Source organism: Kitasatospora sp. NPDC092039, from assembly GCF_044756065.1.
GTDB lineage: Bacteria > Actinomycetota > Actinomycetes > Streptomycetales > Streptomycetaceae > Kitasatospora.
Genome location: NZ_JBIVSD010000019.1, coordinates 113,225 through 135,279, shown reverse-complemented (window position 1 = coordinate 135,279; position 22,055 = coordinate 113,225). Strand labels below are relative to the sequence as shown.

The following is a 22,055-nucleotide window of genomic DNA, read 5'->3' as shown; positions in this document are numbered from 1 at the left end:
GTGCGCAGGTGCTCGCACTCCCCGGCCCCGTGCTCCTGGGACGGGCGTTGTCAGACCGCGAACGGCCCGTGCCCGGTCCGGCTACCGGGGCACTCGGTGCTGCCACTCCCGGGCGAACACCACGGAGCCCGCCTCCAGTGCCCGCAGCTGGACGACGCTGATGAAGTGCCCGGCGTCGCAGCGCAGTTGGGTGCGGGTCTGGACGGTCACGTCCCAGCCGATGTCGGGCCGCTCCAGCCGGACGGTGTGGTCGGTGCGGGCCTGGGCGCTGAGCGGGGCGCCGGTGAGCACCCGGTAGGCGGTGACGGTGTGTTCGTCGCGGACCAGGCCGTCGGGGTGGGTGCGGGTGCCGTCGGTGGCGGGGGAGAGCTCGGTGCGCCACTCGTGGCGGCCGATGTCGTGCACGGTGAGGTGCTCGGGCCGGGCGGTGAGCGGCTCGGTGAGGTGGACGTCGAGCGGATCGGGCAGCGCCGGGGCCTCGAAGGTGAGGGGCGGGACGCCGACGTCGGCGGCGAGGTGGCGCACCGGCAGGCTCAGCACGGAGCGGGACGGGTCGACGCCGTACCCGGTGTCCTCCGCCGGGGGCCACACCCAGGGCCAGTAGACCGAGGAGAGCGCCAGCCGCAGCCGGTGCCCGGCCGGGACCGCCCGGGCGCAGGCCGCGAGCTCGACCTCGGCGTCGGGCCCCTCGGCGACCAGGATGCCCCGGGTGACCAGCTCCGAGGTGCCGTCCGGGCCGACCGCGCACAGCCGTACCGCGACCTGGACGGGCGCCCCGTCCTCGCGCAGCCGCAGCCGTGCGGTCGGGGTGCCGAGCAACTCGACCGGTTCGGGCAGCGGCTGGGAGTCGAAGCAGACCGAGCGGCCGTCCTCCTCGCGCTGGTCCGGCGGCAGGTCGGCGGGGCGGCCGTGCGGTACGTACGCGCCGGCGTTGAGGCCGGTGTGCTGGGGGGAGCGGACCCGGACGTACCGCTCGTCGGAGGCGGTGCCGGCGGCGCGCAGCGGCCCGTCCAGGCCGTAGTGGATCTCCCGGACGTCGGGGGAGGGCCAGGCCTCGTCGCCGGTCCAGCGGTCGCCGAGCCGGCTGCGCAGGGCGGGCTGCTTGAGGGCGTCGGTGTCGGCGCCGCGCAGCCAGTGGTCCCACCAGCGCAGGGCGTCGGGCAGGGCGTCCTCGGGCAGGCCGTGCGGCCAGGGGCCGATCAGGGCGCGCGCGGTGGGGGACTCGGCGAGCAGCCGCAGCACGAAGGAACAGGACGGGTCGCCCCAGCCGGCCACCGCGAGGGCGGGCACGGACACCGGGACGGTGCTCTCGCCGGCCGCGAGCCAGTCCTCGACGGGCGGCCGCAGCGACTCCAGCCGGGCCAGCCAGCCGGCCCGCCAGGCGTCGCCGACGTGCCGCGGGTCCGGCGGCAGGGCGGCGTCGGCGACCAGGGCGGTGAGCCGGGTGTGCAGGTCGGCGGCGAGCACGGCCCCGCCGAGCCGGTGGCCGCCCTCGGGGCAGGCGGTGACCACGGCGCCGACGGTGTCGGGGGTCCGGGCGGCGAGCCGCAGGGCGGTGGTGCCGGCCGCGCCGACGCCGAGCAGGCCGAGCCGGCCGTTGCACCAGGGGCGGTGGGCGAGCCAGTCGACCACGGCGGCGCCGTCGGCCAGCTCCTGGTCGCCGCCGGGTTCGCCGGGGACGCCCTCGGAGTTGCCGTGCCCGCGGGTGTCGACCCGGACGGCGGCGTAGCCGTGGCCCGCGAACCAGGGGTGGCGGCGGGCGTCCTCGGCGGCGGTCCGGTCGGTGAGGCGGCCGCCGGAGTACTCCAGCACCGCGGGGCCGGGCTCGTCGCCGACCGGCCGCCACAGCCGGGCGGCCAGCCGCGTCCCGTCGGGCAGCGGGATGCGCAGGTCCTCGCGGGTGGTGTGGAAGGGGTAGGACGGCATGGCCGCTCCCATCGGTCCCGGGCGTCGGTAATCCGACAGTAGGGGAGGGAGCGGACCTTTTCCTGATGAGGGGGCCTGGTGAACGGAGGCCCCGCCGGGGGCTCCCGCCGGGGCGGCTCCCCGCCGAGGGCCGCCCCGGCGGGCGGCTCCGGGGCGGGAGGCTCCCCGCCGGGCGCGCCCCTCCCGTCGAGCGGCGGGCGGTGAGGGGCGCGCGGCGGGGCGCGGCCGGTCGGGCTCAGGCCTTGCTCAGCCAGGCGGTGGCGTTGAGGGCGAGCGCGGCGTTGGTGCCCGCCGGGTCGTCCCAGCCGTTGAAGAGGGTGTTGCCGGACTGGCCGGTGCCGTCGTCGGCCGGGGAGCTGTCGCCCCAGATCGCGACCCGGCCGGAGCCGAAGGTGCTGGTGACGAAGAACGCGCCGGTGTTGCCGCTGTAGCCGGTCCGGTAGACCAGGCCCTTGACCGTCGGGTTGTCGGCGGGCTTGAGGGTGAAGGTGGTGCCGCTGCGCAGGATCGAGCCGGTGACGGTGCCGAAGGTGCCGTGCAGCACGGGGTCGGCGGCGTCGCTGGTCGCGCGCGGGTTGTCGGTGGAGATGTTGAGCAGGTCGACCGAGAAGCCGAAGGGGTCGTTGTTGTTCACCCCGTTGCTGGTCAGCAAGTCGTTGATGATCTTCGGGGAGTCCCAGCCGTCGTTGTTGCGGTCGCTGTTGAGGTGGTCGGAGATCAGGAACAGCCCGCCGCCGTTCTGCACGAACCTCATGATCGCGGTCTTCTCGCTCGCGCTGAACCGGATGTTGGGTTCCGGGATCACGAAGGTGTCGAAGTTGGCGAGGTCCAGCGCGGCACCGGTGCCGTAGCTGATGGTGGAGCCGGCCGGGAGGCTCTTCAGGCTGTACTGGCCGGTCTTCTGGAGGGCGACGCCCCAGGCGGACAGGGCGCCGGTCCAGCTCTTCTCGGTGGTGGGGGCGGCGTTCTGGGCCAGCGGGTCGGGCTGGCTGGTGCTGATGATCCAGTCGGCGTTGCCCGCGGTCTCGGCCTTGCTGTTGTCGAACAGCACCCGGTGCGGGGTGGCGCTGACCGCGGCGGCCGTGGTGGCGGTGGCGGTGGGGGCGGCGGTGGCGGGGGCGGTGAGACCGGCCGCGAGCAGCGCCGCGCCGGCCAGGGCCGCGGCGGTTCGGATACGGATCGTCATGGGCCGTTCCTCCGTGGGGAGTTGAGGGTTCGGCGCTCAGTTTTCGCGCGTAGAACGGAAGTATCCGCGCGTAGAGCCCGTGGTGAAAGCCCTGGAAGGTTACGAAGCCTTGTACGGGTCGTGACGATCTCCGGGAGGGGGTGGCGGCGGGGGGAGGCGAATCCGTAATTGCGCATGACTTGCAACTGCGTGCATCGAGGCGGAAAGATGGCCCAGCTCCGACCGCCCGAACGAAAGGACACGATGATGACCGCCCCCCGTTGGCGCGACCGGCTCAGCCGTGAGGAGTGGATCCGCCTGGCCGGAATGGGCGGCTTCATCCTCGCGCTGCACGTCATCGGCTGGTTCACCCTGATCGCGCTGGTCGAGCCCGAGCACTACGACGTCGGCGGCCAGGTGTTCGGCGCGGGCATGGGCCTGACCGCCTACACCCTCGGCATGCGGCACGCCTTCGACGCGGACCACATCGCCGCCATCGACAACACCACCCGCAAGCTGATGGGCCAGGGCAAGCGCCCGCTGTCGGTCGGCTTCTGGTTCTCGCTCGGGCACTCCTCGATCGTCTTCGGCCTCTGCGCGCTGCTGGCCCTCGGCGTCCGCTCGCTGGCCGGCCAGGTGGAGTCCGACGACTCGGCGCTGCACGAGCTGACCGGCCTGATCGGCGTCGCCGTCTCCGGCACCTTCCTGCTGCTGCTCGGCCTGATCAACCTGGGCGCCTTCAACGGCATCCTCAAGGTCTTCCGCCGGATGCGCCACGGCGACTACGACGAGGCGGAGCTGGAGCGCCAGCTGGAGCGGCGCGGGCTGATGAACCGCATCCTCGGCCGGGTCACCAGGGCCGTCACCAAGCCCTGGCACATGTACCCGGTGGGCCTGCTGTTCGGGCTGGGCTTCGACACCGCCACCGAGGTGTCCCTGCTGGTGCTGGCGGGCGGCGCGGCGGCCTTCTCGCTGCCCTGGTACGCGCTGCTCACCCTGCCGATCCTGTTCGCGGCCGGAATGAGCCTGCTGGACACCATCGACGGCTCGTTCATGAACTTCGCGTACGAGTGGGCCTTCTCCAAGCCGGTCCGCAAGATCTACTACAACCTGACCGTCACCGGGCTGTCGGTGCTGGTCGCGCTGGTGATCGGTTCGATCGAGCTGATCGGCCTGCTCGGCGAGAAGCTGGACGTCACCAGCGGCCCGATCGCCTGGATCGGCGGGCTGGACCTCAACTTCGTCGGCTACGCCATCGTCGGACTGTTCGTGCTCACCTGGGCCGCGGCGATCGCCTACTGGAAGTTCGGCAACGTCGAGGAGAAGTGGTCGGCCGGGCTGGCCACCGCCTCCGCGACCGCCTCCGGCGAGTCCGACTAGCGCGCCCGCGCAGCCGAGGGCCGGTGACCGGGGTCTGGTCACCGGCCCTCGGGGCTGTCGGGCCCGGGCGCGCCGGCGCGGCGCGGGCGGCGCTACTTCAGCGCGGCGAGCACCGCCTGCGCCATCACCTGCTCGCCGGTCGCGTTCGGGTGGAACGGTACGGCGGGCGAGCCGGGCAGCGCGCCCTCGATCCAGCGGTCGTCCGAGCAGACGTCGTGCCCGAGGGTCGGCGTCGCGGTGTCCACGTAGGTCGCGCCGTTCGCGGCCGCGGTGGACTTCAGGGCGGCGTTCAGCGTGTCGAGCACCCCGTGCATGTACTCGACGTCGCCCGGGGTCACCGGCTGGCGCAGGACGCAGGTCGAGCCGTCGGCGGGCAGCACCGACGGGTAGCCGACCAGCAGCACCTTGGCCCCGGGGGCCTTGGCGTGGATGCGCCTGAGGGTGTCGGCCAGCTGCGGGGTGATGGTGGTGCGGATCCGCTCGGCCAGGTCGTCGGTGCCGTACTGCCAGGACATGGTGCTCCAGTCCCAGTAGCCGTGGTGGTAGACGTCCTTGCAGGGCGTGCCGAACGGGTTGACGACGGCGCCGGCGACGCAGGTGGCGACGAGTTCGCCGAGGCCGAGGTCGCTGGCGGCCAGGTCGTTGCCGCCGATCCCGAGGGTGACCAGGTCGGTGTCGGCGGTCACCGCGTCCAGCTGCGGGTCGTTGACCCGGATGAAGGCGTCGTACTGGGGCTGCGTCATCGCCTTGATCTTGGCCGCGGAGCAGGTGACGTCGCTGTACCGGCCGGCCTTGAGGGCGGCGGCGACCAGGTGGCCGTAGTTGCGGTCGGAGCGCAGGCACAGGCCGGCCGACTGGCCCGGCACGCCGGCGCCGGCGGCGTAGGAGTCGCCGAGCGCCACGTAGTGCTTCGGCGCCGCGACGGCGGCCTGGGCGGTGGTGGAGGTGAGCGCGAGCGCGGCGCCGAGGGCGACGGCGGCGAGCGCGGTGGAATTCCGGAGGTGCCGGGATTTCCGGGCAGGGCGGAGCACGGTTCCTCCTGGGGGAGAGAAACGACGGGTGGGGGTCGTGCCGAGCCGGGCCACAGCTACTCGCAGGTAAGTTACTGCCAGGTTTCCCGGGCGTCCATGGTTCGCGCGGAAATCGCCGATATTCCGTCAGGCGGCCCGGACGGCATTTCGCATTTCGCTCCACCGCGTATCGTTCGGGCCCCGACGTCAATTCCGAAACGACCCGGAGCGGAATTCGGCCCGGCGCTCGTTACCCGCGGGTTGACCGGACGTCACCGCAGACCGCACTATCGGGCGCACAGCGACGGCGCGTCCCGGGCGCGCCGCCACCGCGAGCCGCGACGGAGGACTGCGCATGGCCCTGGACGCCGACGTCATCGTCATCGGGGCGGGCCTCGCGGGCCTCGCCGCCACCGCCGAACTCGCCGACGCCGGACGGAAGGTGATCCTGCTCGACCAGGAGCCCGCGACCGGTCTCGGCGGCCAGGCGCACTGGTCCTTCGGCGGCCTCTTCCTGGTCGACTCGCCCGAGCAGCGCCGGATGCGGATCCGCGACTCGCACGCCCTCGCCCGGCAGGACTGGTTCGGCACGGCCGGCTTCGACCGGCCCGAGGACGCCTGGCCGCGCCGCTGGGCCGAGGCGTACGTGGACTTCGCGGCGGGCGAGAAGCGCTCCTGGCTGCACGGCATGGGCGTGCGGTTCTTCCCGGTGGTCGGCTGGGCCGAGCGCGGCGGGTACCTCGCCGACGGGCCGGGCAACTCGGTGCCGCGCTTCCACATCACCTGGGGCACCGGGCCCGGGCTGCTGGCGCCCTTCGTCCGGCGGGTCCGCGCGGCCGCCGCGCGCGGCCTGGTGGACCTGCGCTTCCGGCACCGGGTCACCGGGCTGTCCGCCACCGCGGGCGCCGTCGACACCGTCACCGGCGACGTGCTGGTGCCGAGCCCGGCGGGCCGGGGCGAGGCCAGCTCGCGCGAGGTCGCCGGTGGCTTCGAACTGCGCGCCCAGGCGGTGGTCGTCACCTCCGGCGGCATCGGCGGCAACCACGACCTGGTCCGCAAGGCCTGGCCGGCCCGGCTCGGCACCCCGCCCGCCCGGTTGCTCTCCGGCGTGCCCGCGCACGTGGACGGGCTGATGCTGGAGGTCGCCGGCCGGGCCGGGGCCAACCTGATCAACGGCGACCGGATGTGGCACTACACCGAGGGCATCGCCAACTGGGACCCGATCTGGGCCCGGCACGGCATCCGCATCCTGCCCGGCCCCTCCTCGCTCTGGCTGGACGCGCGCGGCCGGCGGCTGCCCGTCCCGCTGTTCCCCGGTTTCGACACCCTCGGGACGCTCGAACACATCATGACCACCGGGTACGACCACACCTGGTTCGTGCTCAACCAGCGGATCGTCGAGAAGGAGTTCACCCTCTCCGGCTCCGAGCAGAACCCCGACCTCACCGGGAAGTCGGTGCGTGGCGTGCTCGGCCGCGCGCTGCCCGGCGCCCCCGGCCCGATCCGGGCCCACCTGCGGCACGGGCCGGACTTCGTGGTCGCCGGCAACCTCGCCGACCTCGCCCGCGGCATGAACGCCAGGACCGGCGGGTCGCTGATCGACCCGGACGAGCTGCGCCGCACCGTCGAGGACCGCGACCGGCAGCTGGCCAACCCCTTCTCCAAGGACCTCCAGGTCACCGCGATCCACGGCGCCCGCCGCCACCTCGGCGACCGGCTGATCCGCACCGCCGCCCCGCACCGCATCCTCGACCCGGCCGCCGCTCCGCTGATCGCCGTCCGGCTGAGCATCCTGACCCGCAAGTCGCTGGGCGGCCTGGAGACCGACCTGTCCTCCCGGGTGCTGCGGCCGGACGGCGAGGTGCTGCCGGGGGTGTACGCGGCGGGCGAGGCGGCCGGGTTCGGCGGCGGGGGCGTCCACGGGTACCGCTCGCTGGAGGGCACGTTCCTGGGCGGCTGCCTGTTCTCCGGCCGCACGGCGGGACGGGCGGCGGCGCGGGCGGTCGGCTAGCGGTCGGCCGGCGGTCGGCCCGGGGCTCGGACGGGCGCGGGGACGGGGAGCGCTCCGGGGTCGTGCCCCGGTGCGCCCCTCCCTCGTGCGGACCGCACCCGATCCGCCCCGCGGCGGGGCCGCGACGGGGTGACAGGTACAGTGCGGAGGCCGGTGCGCAGGGCGCCGCAGACCAGGAGGGGTCAGGAGAACCGATGAGCCGCCGAGACCGCGACGGTGCCCGGGACCGCAAGCGGGGCGCCGGCGCCCCGGTGACCGTGACGGTCTGCCGGGGCTGCTGCTGCGGCACCGAGGCGAAGCACCCCGGGGTGGACCACGCGGGCCAGTACGAGCGGCTGCGGACGGCGGTGGGCCCGGCGGGCCGGGTCCGGGCGGTCAAGTGCCTCGACGTGTGCACCCAGTCCAACGTGGTGGTGGTCGGCCCCTCCGCCGAGGGCCGGGCGGCGGGCGGCCGGCCGGTCTGGCTGGGCTTCGTGCTGATGGACGAGATGATCGACGACATCGCCGCCTGGGTGCGCGCGGGCGGTCCCGGCCTGGCCGACCCGCCCGGGCTGCTCGACCTCCAGCTGATCTCGGTCTCCCGGCGGGTCCGCGAGGGCCTGCCCGAGTGAGGCCGCCTGAGGCCGCCCGCCGGGCCGGTTGACTGATCGTCAGATCGCATCGGCCGGGGGTGGTTCGCGGCCTTCACCACTACGATGACCGGTGGTGTCCGGCCGTTCCGGGCGGCGCCGAGCCGTCTTCGGACGGTACCGAGCCGTTTCCGCGCGAGGGAGGAAGCCGATGACGACGGTCTGCCGCATCTGCGCGGGCACCGGCCGGACCGCCGGTCTCAGCTGCCGGACCTGCCAGGGCACCGGCACCACCGAGGTGGGCGGCGGGGGCGGCAACTGCTTCCTCTGCGACGGCACCGGGGTGTACGTGCGCTACCGGGTGGACGCGACCGGCGCCAAGCACGCCTACCGGGACGAGATCTGCCGCACCTGCGACGGCACCGGCAACCGGGCCGCCAACCAGTGGGACGAGCCCTCCGGCTGACCCTCCGGGCCGGGTTCCTGCCGACAGCCGGGGCCGCCGCCGACACCCGCTCGGACCGGGCGGCGCGAGGGAGCCATGATGCGGCGTCGGGACGGTACGGACACGTCCTTTGCCGAATCATGGTCGAACAATTGCGTTCGAATGACCGGCGCGCTGCGACCCGTTCACCCGGCGTCCGTGCGCGATCAACGAACCGCTGGAAGAGTCCCGCGCATGGATATCCCCAACATGGGCGTGCCGGCCGAGCTCGCCGACCGCATGAGCATGGCCGAGCAGCACGAGTACCTGCGGGCCCGCTTCTCCCGCCGCCGGATGCTGCGCGCCGGTGCCGTGACCGTGGGCGCCGTCGCCGTCGGCGGCGCGCTGGGCCACGGGACGGCCTTCGCCGCCCCGGCCGGCCCGCAGCTGCTCACCGGCGGCACGACCGACGGCGTCGACGGCTCGCTGGTCGCGCCGACCGGCCGTCACCTGCAGTTCGGCCCCGAGCCGGACACCCAGTTCCGCATCTCCTGGCAGGTGCCGGCCCCGGTCAGGAAGCCCTTCCTGCGCTTCGGGCGGACCCCGTGGGAGCTGAGCCACAAGGTCCAGGCCGAGGTCCGCGCCCTGCACACCCCCGCGCTGACCCCGAACGGCCGGCCGGTGGACCAGTACTACCTGCACGTGGCGCTGGAGGACCTGCGCCCCGACACCACCTACTACTACGGTGTCGGCCACGACGGCTTCGACCCGGCCTCGCAGCAGCGGATCTCCACCCTGCACACCTTCCGCACCGCGCCCGCCCGCGACCACCGCTGGGGCAAGGTGTACGAGCCGTTCACCTTCACCGCCTTCGGCGACCAGGGCGTCAGCGCGCACGCGGCCGGCAACGACCACGTCATCAAGGCCCAGAACCCGGCCTTCCACCTCCACGCCGGCGACATCTGCTACGCCGACCCGGCCGGTTCCGGCACCGACCCGGACAAGTCCGTCTTCAACGCGCGGACCTGGGACGACTTCCTGGTGCAGACCGAGCCGGTCGCCGCCGACGTCCCGTGGATGGTCGCGTACGGCAACCACGACATCGAGGCGTGGTACTCGCCGAACGGCTACGGCGGCGAGAACGCCCGCTTCTTCCTGCCGGACAACGGCCCCGACCCGCGCGCCGTCCCCGGCGTCTACACCTTCCGCTACAAGAACGTCGGCGTGGTCTCGCTGGACGCCAACGACGTCTCCTACGAGATCCCGGCCAACCTGGGCATCTCGGCGAACAAGCAGACCAGGTGGCTGGAGCGCACCCTCAAGGACCTGCGCGGCGACGAGACCGTCGACTTCGTGGTGGTCTTCTTCCACCACTGCGCCTTCTCCACCACCGTCGCGCACGCCTCCGAGGGCGGCGTCCGCGAGGCCTGGGTGCCGCTGTTCGAGAAGTACCGGGTGGACCTGGTCATCAACGGCCACAACCACATCTACGAGCGCACCGACGCGATCCTCGGCAACAAGGTCTCGAAGCAGGTGCCGAGCGGCGCCACCATCGAGCCGGCCAAGGACGGCGTGGTCTACGTCACCGCGGGGGCGGCCGGCCGCAGCCTGTACAAGTTCGACGTGCCGGACACCTACGAGGGGCACGAGAACCACCAGGACGAGGTCAGCACCTACTACTGGAGCAAGGGCCGGGTGAAGACCCCCGAGACCATCCAGTGGTCGCGGGTGCGCTACACCGGCTACTCCTTCATCAAGGTCGACGTCACCCCGAAGCACCTGGGCCAGAAGTCGGTCATGAAGGTCACCGCGCTGGCCGAGGACGGCACGCAGATCGACAACTACACGATCCTGCGCGAGGTCGGCGAGGGCTGGGACTCGAACTCGGACGACGACGGCCAGGGCGGCGGCTGGGGCTGGTAGTCCCGGCGGGGCCCCGGCGCCGGAGGTGCGGCGCCGGGGCCCGCACCGCCCGGCGCCGGCCGTCCCGGCGCGGGGCCCGTACGCCTCGGTGCCGGGGGCCTCAGCGCCGGGGTCCGTACATGATGACGGCGACCCCGGCCAGGCAGATCAGCGCGCCCAGCACGTCGTAGCGGGTCGGCCGGAAGCCGTCCACCACCACGCCCCACAGCAGCGAACCGGCCACGAACACCCCGCCGTACGCGGCCAGCACCCGGCCGAAGTGGCTGTCCGGCTGCAGCGCCGCGACGAAGCCGTACGCGCCGAGCACCACCACGCCCACCCCGGCCAGCCACCACGGCCGTTGCTCGCGCACGCTCTGCCAGACCAGCCAGCAGCCGCCGATCTCGGCGAGCGCGGCGAGGACGAACAGGGCGACGGAGCGGAGGACGGCCATGGCCCGAGCGTACGGGGACGCCGTGGCCGTTCAGCCCTGGCGGTAGGTGGCCAGGAAGCGCCCGATCCGGTTGACGGCCGTCTCCAGGTCGTCGGCCCGGGGCAGGGTGACGAAGCGGAAGTGGTCCGGGCGGGGCCAGTTGAAGCCGGTGCCCTGGACGACGTGGATCTTCTCGCGCAGCAGCAGGTCCAGCACGAACCGCTCGTCGTCGACGATCCGGTGCACCGCCGGGTCCAGCCGGGCGAAGGCGTACAGCGCGCCCTTGGGCTTGACGCAGCTGACGCCGGGGATCTCGTTGAGCGCCTTGACCGCGATGTCGCGCTGCTCGGTGAGCCGCCCGCCGGGCAGCACCAGGTCGTCGATGGACTGGTGGCCGCCGAGCGCGGCCTGCACGGCGTACTGGGCGGGCACGTTGGGGCACAGCCGCATGCCGGAGAGCATGGTCAGGCCCTCCAGGTAGTCGGTGGCGTGCTGCCGGGGCCCGGAGACGACCAGCCAGCCGCTGCGGAAGCCGGCCACCCGGTAGGACTTGGAGAGGCCGTTGAAGGTGAGGGTCAGCACGTCGTCGGCCAGGGCGGCCAGGCAGTGGTGCTCGGTGCCGTCGTAGAGGATCTTGTCGTAGATCTCGTCGGCCAGCACCATCAGGTGGTGGCGGCGGGCCAGGTCGAGGATGCCCTCCAGCAGTTCCTTCGGGTAGACCGCGCCGGTGGGGTTGTTGGGGTTGATGACGACGATCGCCTTGGTGCGGGCGGTGATCTTGGCGGCGATGTCGTCCAGGTCCGGGTACCACTCGGCCCCTTCGTCGCACAGGTAGTGCACGGCCTTGCCGCCGGCCAGCCGCACCACGGCGGTCCAGAGCGGGTAGTCGGGCATCGGTACGAGCACCTCGTCGCCGTCGTCCACCAGCGCGGTGACGGCCATCTGGATCAGCTCGGAGACGCCGTTGCCGAGGAAGACGTCGTCGACGGTGACGCCCTCGACCCCGCGCTGCTGGTAGTACTGCACCACCGCGCGGCGGGCCGGCAGGATGCCGCGCGAGTCGCTGTACCCGTGCGCCTTGGGCAGGTTGCGGATGATGTCCTGGATGATCTCCTCGGGAGCCTCGAAGCCGAACGGGGCCGGGTTGCCGGTGTTCAGCCGCAGCACGCTGTGCCCGGCCTCCTCCAGCGCGTTCGCCTGGTCGACCACCGGGCCGCGGATCTCGTAGCACACGTCATTCAGCTTGCTGGACTGCCGAAACTCCATCTGCGGCCTCCCGACCGTCACCACCGCTCCGCTGCTTCAGCTTTGTTCTACCAAGTGTGTACTTGGAAAGTCCAACCTCTTGGCTATGCTGATCCGCATGTCACGCCGAAGCTACGACCAGTACTGCGCCGTCGCCCGCGCCCTGGACGCGGTGGGGGAGCGCTGGAGCCTCCTGATCGTCCGTGAGCTCCTCGGTGGCCCGCGCCGCTACACCGACCTGCACGCCGACCTGCCCGGCGTCTCCACCGACATCCTGGCCACCCGGCTCAAGCAGCTGGAGGGGGACGGGCTGGTCGTCCGTCGCCGACTGGAACGGCCCGCCAATGCGATGGTCTACGAACTGACCGGGCGCGGCCGCGAACTGCGGCCGGTCGTCGAGGCGTTGGGGGCGTGGGGGCTCGCCGCCCTCGGTGAGCAGCGGCCCACCGACGCCGTGCGCGAGCACTGGTTCACGCCCCGGAGGGCGGCGGAGGAGACGGCGGCGGTCCCGGCCGGCTGACGGCGGTCGCGCCGGCCGGCGGTCGATGCCCGCGGGGTGTGCCCGGAGGGGGTGTGCCCGGAGGGGGCAGGGGCGGCGGCAAGGCCCCCGTCGCCGGCCGCCGCCCCGTGGCCCCAGAATGGCCCGGGCCGATAAACGAACACTCGACGTGCGATGAGCGCCGGGGCCCGCCGCCGCTCCCGAGTGGGCACACACGTACGATCGTCGGATCACGAAGCCGTCTCGGGAGACCACTCGGGAGACCAGGAGAGCGGAGGCCAGCCCGTGCCCACCCCCTACCGCAGCTACGTCGCCGTCGGCGACTCCTTCACCGAGGGCATGTGCGACGACCTGTTGCCCGACGGTCACTACCGGGGCTGGGCCGACCGGGTCGCCTCGGCGCTGGCCGGCGAGACCTCGGCGACGGCCGGTGGGAACGGCGGCTTCCGGTACGCCAACCTCGCCGTCCGCGGCAAGCTGATCGGCCAGATCCACGACGAGCAGCTCGCCCCCGCCGTCGCGATGGGCGCCGAGCTGGTCACCCTGGCCGGCGGCCTCAACGACGTGCTGCGCCCCGGCTGCGACATCGACGCGGTCGAGCGGCAGCTCGGCCGCTGCGCCACCGAGCTTCGCGCCGGCGGGGCCACCGTCGTGCTGTTCACCAGCACCGACCCCACCCGCCGTCTGGCGGGCAGCGCCCGGCTGCTGCCCGCGATCCTGCGGATGAAGGCCTTCGTCCAGGAGCTGGGCCGGCAGGACGGTTTCGCCGTGGTCGACCTGTTCTCCGCGCCCTGCTTCGACGACCGCCGGCTGTGGGCCGAGGACCGCCTGCACCTCGCTCCCGAGGGCCACCGCAGGGTCGCCGCGGGCGTGCTGGAGGCGCTCGGACGCCCCGCCGCCTTCGACTGGCGCGCCCCGCTGCCCGCCGCCGCCCCGGCCGGCCGCGCCGAGCGGCTGCGCGAGGACGCCCGCTGGCTGGGCACCCACCTCGGCCCGTGGATCGGCCGCCGCCTCACCGGCCGCTCCTCCGGCGACGGCCGCCCGGCGAAGCGGCCGGAGCTGCTGCCCTACTCCTAGGCCTCCGGGCGTTCCGGCTGCAGGACCAGGCTCGCCATCGGGGCGTGGGTGGTCCAGCCGAGCGCCGTGTAGAGCGCCTGGCCCTCCGGCGTGCCGACCAGCACGCCGGTGCGCGCGCCCCGCTCGTACGCGGCGGACTGGAGCGTCCGCATCACCAGCGCGCCCAGGCCCCGGCGGCGGTGCTCGGGCACGGTGGTGATCTGGTCCGGTACCGCCACCGGGCCGGCCAGGCCCGCCTGGCCGCGGGCGGCGAGGTGCCCCTCCCCGGTGCGCACCAGCGCCCGGAGGACTCCGCCGCGCTCCCAGGTGGTCACGCAGTAGCCGGCCGGGGCCCGGGGCCGCTCGGCGGTGAGCGGGACGCTCATCAGGAAGCCCGGCACGTCCAGGCGCCACCGCTCGTCCAGCCAGGGGCGCACGGTCGCGTCCTCGGTGAACAGCTTCAGCCAGGTGGTCGGCGCGGTGACGGTCTCGCCGAGCTTGCGGACGTCGGCCTCGGTCGGCTCGGGCAGCACGTGCCGGCCCACCTCGCCGGCCGGTGCCCCGACGTCGATGCTCCAGCCCCAGGGCTGGTCGACGGGCTCGGCGGAGCCGCGCGAGACGGTCCAGCCCGAGATCCACATCCGGACGAGTTCCCTGATGCCCGGGTCCTGCATGGTGCCCACCCCTGTTTGTAATAGTCTCTAGGTCACTTCGTACCTTACAGGCGTCGAGGGTCGTCTGCCCAGTAGGATTTCCGGGTTCACCGCGCCGTCCGGCGCTCGGCTGGAGGAAGGACCGGAACGTGCGCGAGACCGAACCGCCGCAGGACCCCACGGCGGCCGCGCCGACCCCGCTCGAATCCGACTGCGGCAGCTGCTTCGGCCTCTGCTGCGTCGCCCTGCCGTTCGCCGCCGGCAGCGACTTCGCCATGAACAAGGCCGCCGGCAGCGCCTGCCACAACCTCCGGACCGACTTCGGCTGCGGCATCCACGCCCAGCTGCGCGACCGGGGCTTCCAGGGCTGCACCGTCTACGACTGCTTCGGTGCCGGGCAGCGGGTCTCCCAGGTCACCTTCGGCGGCCGCAGCTGGCGCGAGGAGCCGGACAGCGCCAAGCCGATGTTCGACGTCTTCCCGATCGTGCGGCAGCTGCACGAGCTGCTCCACTACCTCACCGAGGCGCTCGCCTTCGACCCCGCCGGCGCCGTCCACGACGAGCTGCGGCAGGCGCTGGCGGAGACCGACCGGCTGGCCGGCGGCACCCCCGAGGAGATCCTCGCCGTCGACGTCCCGGCCCACCGGCAGCGGGTCAGCGAGCTGCTGCTGCGCGCCAGCGAACTGGTCCGCGCCGCCGTCCCGCGCCGCCGCGAGCACCGGGGCGCCGACCTCTTCGGCGCCCGGCTGCGAGGCGCCGACCTGCGGGGGGCCAACCTGCGCGGTGCCCTGCTCGTCGCGGCCGACCTCTCCGGCGCGGACCTGCGCCTCGCCGACCTGGTCGGCGCCGACCTGCGGGACGCCGACCTGGCCGGCGCGGACCTCACCACGGCCCTCTTCCTCACCCAGGCCCAGCTCAACGCCGCCCGCGGCGACGCCACCACCCGCCTCCCGGCGGGCCTCACCCGGCCCGGCCACTGGCCCGAGACCGCCCCGGTCCCGAAGGCGCCCCGCCGGGCCGGCGGCCCCCGCCCGTCCCGGAGCCCCCGACCGTCCCGGGCCCCGCGCCGCACGTAGGGCCCGGCGCCGCTGGTCCCGGCACAGCGGGCGGGGGCCCACAGCAGGTAGGCCCCGGCGCTACTGGCCCACCCGGCCGTCGACGCACTCGCGCAGCAGGTCGGCGTGGCCGCAGTGCCGGGCGTACTCCTCGATCCGGTGCACCAGCAGTTCCCGGATCGCGATCCGGTCCCTGCCGACCCGCTCGCCCAGGTCCTGGTGCCCGGCCAACTCGGCGTCCAGCGCCGCCTGTTCGCGCTCCAGGTCGCGGAACGCGGCCTCCACCACGGCCTGGTCGCCGACCGCCTCGTCGAAGTCCGCGTCCCGCCCGCCGTACAGCCTGGGCAGCGGCTCGCCGTCGGTGATCCAGTTCCGCCAGTCCCGTTCGACCTCGGCCAGGTGCCGGACCAGCCCGAGCAGCGACATCGTCGACGGCGGGACCGAGCGGCGGGCCAGCTGCTCCGGGTCCAGGCCGTCGCACTTCATCCGCAGGGTCAGCCGGTAGTTGGTCAGGCAGTCCTGGAGCGCCCCGAGTTCACCGTCGGGGCCGGGCCCGTCACTGTTGCGGGGGTCGTCGTCCGGATCGGCCCACATGTCGGGGTGAACGGTCGCCGCTGTCCATCGCACGGGTTGTTCGGTCATGCGGTGCATGATCGTCCGTGACCACGCCGTCCCGCCACCGGGTTGTGCCGCGCCCCGGTCCTCGCCCGGTCCTCGCCCGGGCCGCTGCCGACGGTGCGGGCGCGGGTGGGAAGTCGGACGGGCCGACTTCCCACGCGGCAACGTCGTCTGCTCAGGCGGTCGGCAGACGGTCAGTGGCCGGTCAGCAGCCGGGCGCGCAGGGCTTCGATCTGGTCGCGGTCGACGCCTAGGGCGCCGGTGAGGTAGCCCTCGACCGAGCCGTGGCGCTCGGCGAGGTCGGCGAGGACGAGCCGGATGACGGTCTCCGGGGCGCGCCCGTAGCCGGGCCAGCGCAGGGTGCGGCCGGGGTGGGCGGCGTGCCACTCGGCGACGAGGTGCGGGGTGGCGAGCTCGGTGAGCGCGAAGTCGGCGGCGATGTCGTCCTCCCCGACGCCGAGCAGGGTGTGCAGCAGGGCGGCGATCAGCCCGGTGCGGTCCTTGCCGGAGGCGCAGTGGAAGACCACCGGGGCCTCGGCGGCCGTGATCACGTCCAGGACCTGGCGGATCTCCTTCGCCCCGTCCTCGGCGACCTCGGCGAAGCGGTCGGCGAGGTAGCGCCAGGGGTCGAGCTCCGGGTCGATCTCGGCCTGGTCGTACGGGCGGTGCTCGATCGAGAGGTTGTGGTACTCCAGGCCCTCGAACTCCGGCACCCGGCCCTTGGCGGCGATCTCCCAGGGGTAGCGCAGGTCGATCACGGTCCGCACCCCGAGGGCCCGCAGCCGGTCGAGGTCCTCGGGGGTGCCGAGCTTGCCGAGCGAGTCGGAGCGGTACAGCAGCCCCCACCGGACGGACCGTCCGCCGGCGGTCGGATAGCCGCCCAGGTCACGGAAGTTGTGCAGGGCGTCGAAGGGGACGTGGCGCGTTGTCATGCGCGCACTCTAGCCAGCGGGCCTCAGCCGGCGGCCGGCCGGTCCCCGCCACCGGTCCGGTCCTCGTCGCCGGTCCGGTCCCCGGCGGCCGGGCCGTAGCCGTGGGCGAGCAGGTCGAAGGCGCGGGTGGCGTCGCCGACGGCTTCGGCGTGCAGGTCGTCGGCGCTGCGGCCGTCCTGGATGCGGCGCCAGTTGTGCAGGGCGAGCACCCGCTGGGTGGCGGTGACCTGGGCGGCGAGCAGGGCGGCGGCGAGGTCCTGCGGCCCGGGCAGGCCGGCGGCCTCGCGCAGCGCCTCGGCCAGCGACCGCTCGGCGCGGGCCACGTACTCGCCGACCCGGGCGGCCAGGCTGGGGGTGCCGTAGACCAGGGCGGTGAAGGCGAGCACCGCGGGGTGGTCGTTGAGGCCGGTGACCGGGTCGCGCCGGGCGAGGCCGGACAGGAAGTCCCGCAGCAGCGCGTCCAGCACCGGCTCGCCGGGCAGCCGCCCGCGGACCACCTCGGCGGCCTGCTCCTGGTGGTCGGCGAAGCGGTGGACGACCAGGTCCTCCTTGGTGGGGAAGTAGGAGAACAGCGTCGGCTTGGAGACCTCGGCGGCCGCCGCGACGTCCGCCACCGACACCCGGTCGAAGCCGTGTTCCAGGAAGAGCGCGATGGCCGCCTCGGAGATGACCCGCCGGGTCCGCTCCTTCTTCCGCTCCCGCAGTCCGCTCATGCGGGACAGGCTAACAGCGGGGATTGACCGGGGCAGGTTTCTGGCCCGGTATGACAATCCGCGGAGCCCGGGACGCGTCCCCGGCCGGAGCCCCGGAAGCGCTTTCGGGGTCTCAGGCCGTGGGCGAGCCCGTGATCTGGCGGACCGGCTCCACCACCGGCGCGCCCGCCGTGACCGGCGAGGCCGCGCCGGAGATGTCGCCCAGCGCGCGGCGCGGGACCGACGGCGAGGCGGTGTCGCCGTCGCCGGCGGCCTCCAGCGACCCGTCCGGCACCTCGCGGTCCTCGGCCGGCAGCTGGTCGCGCAACGGCCGGACAGTGGTGGCGAGTTCGCGCGGGCCGGACGGCGCGGCGACGGGCGCCCGGTTCTTGACGATGCCGATGTCGTGGTCGCCGTACTGGTTGACGGAATCGCCGAGGTGGAGTTGCTCGATCTGCCAGGGGTGATGGCTCACCAGAGCGGTGGCCGCGGAAGCGGACGCGCCCGCGCCGCGCCCCGCTCCACACGCGCCGCTCTACACGCTGCGGTCGGCGAGCACCTCGCGGACGACGTGGCGGGCGTTGGCGGTCAGCGCCTGGTCGGTGTGGCGGTAGTACGGGATCGTCACCAGGGCGATGGAGAACGCCCAGGCGCGGCCGCGGGCCCACATGGCATCGTCCGCGTGCAGGGCGGCGCGGAAGGCCGGACGGGCGGTGGCGGGCAGCAGGTTCCAGGCGGCGATCAGGTCGGCGGTCGGGTCGCCGACGCCCATCAGGGCGAAGTCGATGACGGCGGAGAGCCGGCCGGTGCGGGCGAGCAGCAGGTTGCCGGGGGTGAGGTCGCCGTGCAGCCAGACCGGCGGGCCGGCGTACTCGGGGAGGCGAAGCGCCTTGTCCCACAACGCGGTTGCGGCCGCGGTGTCGATCGAGCCGGAGAGCTGGGCGATGGCCGCACGGGTGGCGCCGTCCCGGGAGGCGAGCGGCGCGCTGCGCTGGGAGGCCGGAGCGCCGGCCGGGTCGACGGCGCGCAGGGCGTTGACGAAGCCGGCCAGGTCGCGGGCCAGGCCCTCGGGCGCGGCCAGCGCCCCGACCACCGGGTTGGCGCCGTCGAGCCAGTGCAGCACCGACCACTCCCACGGGTAGCCGGCGGCGGGCCGGCCGACCGCGAGCGGCGCGGGGACCGGCAGCGGCAGCCGCGGCGCCAGCCGGGACAGCCACTGCTGCTCGCGCCGCGGGCCCCCGGCGGCCCACCCCACCCGGGGCAGCCGGACGGCGAGTTCGGGCCCGAGCCGGAACATCGCGTTGTCCGCCCCGGGGGCGGGGACGGGGGTGACGGGGAGGCGCTCCCACTGCGGGAACTGGGCGGAGATCAGCCGCCGCACCAGGGCCGCGTCGACCACCGGTCCGTCGGGGTGCATCCGGGTGGCAGCGCACATGCCCGGCAGCGTACAGCGCCGGTCGTCGCCGTTCAGCAGGATCCCCGAACTGCCCCGGACTTCTCGGCTGATGGGATGGTCAGCGGTCAGCGGTCAGCGGTCAGCGGTCAGCGGTCAGCGGTCAGCGGTCAGCGGGCGGCGGACGGCGGACGGCCGGCGGGCGGGTTCCCGGCCCCGCCCGCCGGCCCGGGAACCCGCAACCGCGCCCCGCCCGAGCCCCGGTGGAGCCCCGCGCCGGTCCTCCGACCGGTCCCGCGACGGCGCGCCACGCCCGGCCGCCCCGGGTGCGGCCGGGCGCCGTCGTCGGCACCTGCCAGAATGCAGGGCGTACGGCGCAAGCACTGAAGGAGAAGGTGACCGGCTTCGTGACCACGCCAGTCGAACAGGGGGCCCGGCAGGCCCAGCAGGCGATCGAGCGGAAGATCGCCGAGGAACTGGGCGTCCGCGAAGGGCAGGTGAAGGCGGCGGTCGATCTGCTCGACGGCGGCGCGACCGTGCCCTTCGTCGCCCGCTACCGCAAGGAGGTCACCGGCTCCCTCGACGACGCCCAGCTGCGCGCCCTGGAGGAGCGGCTGCGCTACCTGCGCGAGTTGGAGGACCGCCGGGCGGCCGTCCTGGAGTCGATCGAGGCCCAGGGCAAGCTGGACGACGCGCTGCGCGCCCAGGTGCTCGCCGCCGACTCCAAGGCCCGCCTGGAGGACATCTACCTGCCGTTCAAGCCGAAGCGGCGCACCAAGGCGCAGATCGCCCGCGAGGCCGGCCTGGAGCCGCTCGCCGACACCCTGCTCGCCGATCCGGGCCAGGACCCGGCCGCGCTGGCCGACCAGTACCTCAACGACTCCGTGGCGGACCGGAGCGCCGCCCTGGAGGGCGCCCGGGCGATCCTGGTCGAGCGCTTCGGCGAGGACGCCGACCTGGTCGGCTCGCTGCGCGAGCGGATGTGGACCCGTGGCCGGCTGGTCGCGAAGGTCCGCGACGGCAAGGAGGGCGACGGCGCCAAGTTCGCCGACTACTTCGACTTCGCCGAGCCGTACACCAAGCTCCCCTCGCACCGCATCCTGGCGATGCTGCGCGGCGAGAAGGAGGAGGTGCTCGACCTCGACCTCTCCCCGTACGACGGCGAGTCCGAGGGCGACCTGCCCGGCGAGAACGACTACGAGCAGCGGATCGCCGCCCGCTTCGGCATCGCCGACCGCGGCCGCCCGGCCGACAAGTGGCTCGGCGACACCGTCCGTTGGGCCTGGCGCACCCGCATCCTGGTCCGGCTCGGCATCGACCTGCGGGCCCGGCTGCGCGCCGAGGCCGAGGAGGAGGCGGTGCGGGTCTTCGCCGCCAACCTCCGCGACCTGCTGCTCGCCGCCCCGGCCGGCACCCGCGCCACCATGGGTCTGGACCCGGGCTTCCGCACCGGCGTGAAGGTCGCCGTGGTCGACGCCACCGGCAAGGTCGTCGCGCACGACACGATCTACCCGCACCAGCCCGCCAACAAGTGGGACGCGGCCCTGGCCACCCTGGCGGCCCTGGCGAGGAAGCACGACGTCGACCTGGTCGCGATCGGCAACGGCACCGCCTCCCGGGAGACCGACAAGCTCGCCGAGGACCTGCTCAAGCGCCACCCCGAGCTGAAGCTCACCAAGGCGATGGTCAGCGAGGCCGGCGCCTCGGTCTACTCGGCCTCCGCCTTCGCCTCGCAGGAGCTGCCGGACCTGGACGTGTCGATCCGCGGTGCGGTCTCGATCGCCCGCCGGCTCCAGGACCCGCTGGCCGAGCTGGTCAAGATCGACCCCAAGTCGATCGGCGTCGGCCAGTACCAGCACGACCTGAGCGAGGTGAAGCTCTCCCGCTCGCTGGACGCCGTGGTCGAGGACTGCGTCAACGCCGTCGGCGTGGACGTCAACACCGCCTCGGCGCCGCTGCTCACCCGGGTCTCCGGGATCACCGGCACCCTGGCCGACAACATCGTGGCCCACCGCGACGCCAACGGGCCGTTCCGCACCCGCAGGCAGCTCAAGGACGTCGCCCGGCTCGGCCCCAAGGCCTTCGAGCAGTGCGCCGGCTTCCTGCGCATCCCCGGCGGCGAGGACCCGCTGGACGCCTCCAGCGTGCACCCCGAGGCCTACCCGGTGGTGCGCCGCATCCTGGCCGCGACCGGCGGGGAGCTGCGCGAGCTGATCGGCAACGGCGAGCGGCTGCGGGCGCTGCGCCCGGCGGACTTCGCCGACGACACCTTCGGCGTCCCGACCGTCACCGACATCCTCGGCGAGCTGGACAAGCCGGGCCGCGACCCGCGTCCGGCGTTCCGCACCGCGACCTTCAAGGAGGGCGTCGACAAGATCGGCGACCTGGAGGTCGGCATGGTGCTGGAGGGCGTGGTCACCAACGTCGCCGCCTTCGGCGCGTTCGTGGACGTGGGCGTCCACCAGGACGGGCTGGTGCACGTCTCGGCGCTGTCGAGGAACTTCGTCAAGGACCCGCGCGAGGTGGTCAAGCCCGGCGACATCGTCAAGGTCCGGGTGCTCACGGTGGACGTGCCGCGCAAGCGGATCGGGCTGACCCTGCGGCTGGACGACGAGGTCGGACGCGAGCGGGGTGGGGACCGCGGCGACCGCGGTGACCGCCAGGCCCGCCCGCCGCGACAGGAGCGCCGCAGCGGCGGACAGGGCGGCCGCGGCGGCCAGGACCGGCGCGGGGGCGGTGGTCAGGGCGGCGGCCAGGGCGGCGATCGCGGCGGCTTCGGCGGCGGCGCTCCGGCCAACAGCGCCATGGCGGACGCGCTGCGCCGCGCGGGTCTCACCGGCGGCGACGGCGGCTCGGGCGACCGCCGCTCCGGGCGGCGCTGAGCCGCCCCGGGGGTACGGACGACGCGCGACCGTACGACGGGCGACCGCACGACGCACGACCGCACGACGCACGACCGCACGGACACACCCCGGCCGGGGGGGGGGGGGGGGGGGGCCCCCCCCCCCCCCCCCCCCCCGCCGGCCCGCCCCCCCCCCCCCCCGCGGGGGCGGCGGGGGGGCCCCCGCCCACGAGGGGCGCCCCCCCCCCCC

General features: G+C 74.4%; 18 protein-coding genes and 2 pseudogenes. 9 read left to right on the top strand and 11 right to left on the bottom strand.

Going from position 1 to position 22,055, the window contains the following annotated elements; genetic code table 11:
• Positions 1 to 81: 81 nt before the first annotated feature.
• Both ACIQI7_RS30940 and ACIQI7_RS30935 read right to left on the bottom strand, forming a co-directional pair.
• Positions 82 to 1,926: a CocE/NonD family hydrolase gene (locus ACIQI7_RS30940; RefSeq protein WP_401116448.1), complete on the bottom strand. Its 1,845-nt coding sequence runs from the start codon at positions 1,924 to 1,926 to the stop codon at positions 82 to 84.
• 238 nt (positions 1,927 to 2,164) lie between these two features.
• Positions 2,165 to 3,112 (bottom strand): annotated as a pseudogene (locus ACIQI7_RS30935) (hydrolase); the annotation flags it as partial.
• A 246-nt stretch (positions 3,113 to 3,358) separates the two neighbouring features.
• On the opposite strand from ACIQI7_RS30935, the gene ACIQI7_RS30930 reads away from it, so the two are divergent.
• A complete protein-coding gene (locus ACIQI7_RS30930; protein ID WP_401116445.1) occupies positions 3,359 to 4,471 on the top strand; it encodes a HoxN/HupN/NixA family nickel/cobalt transporter in 1,113 nt (370 codons plus the stop codon).
• A 92-nt stretch (positions 4,472 to 4,563) separates the two neighbouring features.
• Here the strand turns inward: ACIQI7_RS30930 and ACIQI7_RS30925 are convergent, their stop codons facing one another.
• Entirely contained in the window at positions 4,564 to 5,502 is a 939-nt protein-coding gene (locus tag ACIQI7_RS30925) for an SGNH/GDSL hydrolase family protein (RefSeq protein ID WP_401116443.1), read from the bottom strand.
• Between the two features lie 334 nt (positions 5,503 to 5,836).
• Between ACIQI7_RS30925 and ACIQI7_RS30920 the strand changes: the two genes are divergently transcribed.
• The 4 genes from ACIQI7_RS30920 (at position 5,837) to ACIQI7_RS30905 (ending at position 10,408) form a co-directional block, all read left to right on the top strand.
• The gene (locus ACIQI7_RS30920; protein WP_401116441.1) at positions 5,837 to 7,492 is read left to right on the top strand and encodes an FAD-binding dehydrogenase; all 1,656 of its coding nucleotides are present in this window, start codon (positions 5,837 to 5,839) and stop codon (positions 7,490 to 7,492) included.
• A 194-nt stretch (positions 7,493 to 7,686) separates the two neighbouring features.
• The gene (locus ACIQI7_RS30915; protein ID WP_387758131.1) at positions 7,687 to 8,103 is read left to right on the top strand and encodes a (2Fe-2S) ferredoxin domain-containing protein; all 417 of its coding nucleotides are present in this window, start codon (positions 7,687 to 7,689) and stop codon (positions 8,101 to 8,103) included.
• A gap of 169 nt (positions 8,104 to 8,272) precedes the next feature.
• Positions 8,273 to 8,527: a hypothetical protein gene (locus tag ACIQI7_RS30910; RefSeq protein WP_387758132.1), complete on the top strand. Its 255-nt coding sequence runs from the start codon at positions 8,273 to 8,275 to the stop codon at positions 8,525 to 8,527.
• A 213-nt stretch (positions 8,528 to 8,740) separates the two neighbouring features.
• Positions 8,741 to 10,408, top strand: coding sequence for a fibronectin type III domain-containing protein (locus ACIQI7_RS30905; RefSeq protein ID WP_401116438.1), 1,668 nt, complete (start codon positions 8,741 to 8,743; stop codon positions 10,406 to 10,408).
• A 100-nt stretch (positions 10,409 to 10,508) separates the two neighbouring features.
• Here the strand turns inward: ACIQI7_RS30905 and ACIQI7_RS30900 are convergent, their stop codons facing one another.
• Positions 10,509 to 10,841: a YnfA family protein gene (locus ACIQI7_RS30900; protein WP_387758136.1), complete on the bottom strand. Its 333-nt coding sequence runs from the start codon at positions 10,839 to 10,841 to the stop codon at positions 10,509 to 10,511.
• A gap of 30 nt (positions 10,842 to 10,871) precedes the next feature.
• Complete coding sequence (locus ACIQI7_RS30895; RefSeq protein ID WP_401116434.1) at positions 10,872 to 12,086, bottom strand: pyridoxal phosphate-dependent aminotransferase; 1,215 nt, start codon at positions 12,084 to 12,086, stop codon at positions 10,872 to 10,874.
• A 97-nt stretch (positions 12,087 to 12,183) separates the two neighbouring features.
• Here ACIQI7_RS30895 and ACIQI7_RS30890 point away from each other — a divergent pair.
• Together ACIQI7_RS30890 and ACIQI7_RS30885 are read left to right on the top strand one after the other, a co-directional pair.
• A pseudogene (locus ACIQI7_RS30890) lies at positions 12,184 to 12,537 on the top strand (winged helix-turn-helix transcriptional regulator); the annotation flags it as partial.
• A gap of 312 nt (positions 12,538 to 12,849) precedes the next feature.
• Positions 12,850 to 13,641 (top strand): SGNH/GDSL hydrolase family protein, encoded by a 792-nt coding sequence (locus ACIQI7_RS30885; RefSeq protein ID WP_401116431.1) that lies wholly within the window; start codon positions 12,850 to 12,852, stop codon positions 13,639 to 13,641.
• Here the strand turns inward: ACIQI7_RS30885 and ACIQI7_RS30880 are convergent.
• On the bottom strand, positions 13,638 to 14,294 hold the full coding sequence (locus ACIQI7_RS30880) for a GNAT family N-acetyltransferase (RefSeq protein ID WP_401116557.1): 657 nt from the start codon (positions 14,292 to 14,294) through the stop codon (positions 13,638 to 13,640). The two genes, ACIQI7_RS30885 and ACIQI7_RS30880, sit on opposite strands and share 4 nt — an antisense overlap.
• Before the next feature lie 128 nt (positions 14,295 to 14,422).
• Here ACIQI7_RS30880 and ACIQI7_RS30875 point away from each other — a divergent pair, with 128 nt between their 5' ends.
• A complete protein-coding gene (locus ACIQI7_RS30875; RefSeq protein ID WP_401116428.1) occupies positions 14,423 to 15,349 on the top strand; it encodes a pentapeptide repeat-containing protein in 927 nt (308 codons plus the stop codon).
• 60 nt (positions 15,350 to 15,409) lie between these two features.
• Here the strand turns inward: ACIQI7_RS30875 and ACIQI7_RS30870 are convergent, their stop codons facing one another.
• The 5 genes from ACIQI7_RS30870 to ACIQI7_RS30850 all read right to left on the bottom strand — a co-directional run bounded on the left by ACIQI7_RS30870 (position 15,410) and on the right by ACIQI7_RS30850 (position 19,005).
• Positions 15,410 to 15,970, bottom strand: a complete 561-nt coding sequence (locus ACIQI7_RS30870) for a DinB family protein (protein WP_401116425.1) — start codon at positions 15,968 to 15,970, stop codon at positions 15,410 to 15,412.
• A 170-nt stretch (positions 15,971 to 16,140) separates the two neighbouring features.
• Entirely contained in the window at positions 16,141 to 16,878 is a 738-nt protein-coding gene (locus tag ACIQI7_RS30865) for a tyrosine-protein phosphatase (protein WP_401116422.1), read from the bottom strand.
• Positions 16,879 to 16,901: 23 nt separating this feature from the next.
• Complete coding sequence (locus ACIQI7_RS30860) at positions 16,902 to 17,591, bottom strand: TetR/AcrR family transcriptional regulator (protein WP_401116419.1); 690 nt, start codon at positions 17,589 to 17,591, stop codon at positions 16,902 to 16,904.
• Positions 17,592 to 17,703: 112 nt separating this feature from the next.
• Positions 17,704 to 18,045 carry a hypothetical protein gene (locus ACIQI7_RS30855; protein WP_401116416.1) on the bottom strand — a complete coding sequence of 114 codons (342 nt, stop codon included), beginning with the start codon at positions 18,043 to 18,045 and terminating at the stop codon, positions 17,704 to 17,706.
• 60 nt (positions 18,046 to 18,105) lie between these two features.
• Complete coding sequence (locus ACIQI7_RS30850; protein ID WP_401116412.1) at positions 18,106 to 19,005, bottom strand: aminoglycoside phosphotransferase family protein; 900 nt, start codon at positions 19,003 to 19,005, stop codon at positions 18,106 to 18,108.
• A gap of 365 nt (positions 19,006 to 19,370) precedes the next feature.
• Between ACIQI7_RS30850 and ACIQI7_RS30845 the strand changes: the two genes are divergently transcribed.
• Entirely contained in the window at positions 19,371 to 21,845 is a 2,475-nt protein-coding gene (locus ACIQI7_RS30845) for a Tex family protein (protein WP_401116409.1), read from the top strand.
• The last annotated feature ends 210 nt before the right edge of the window (positions 21,846 to 22,055 follow it).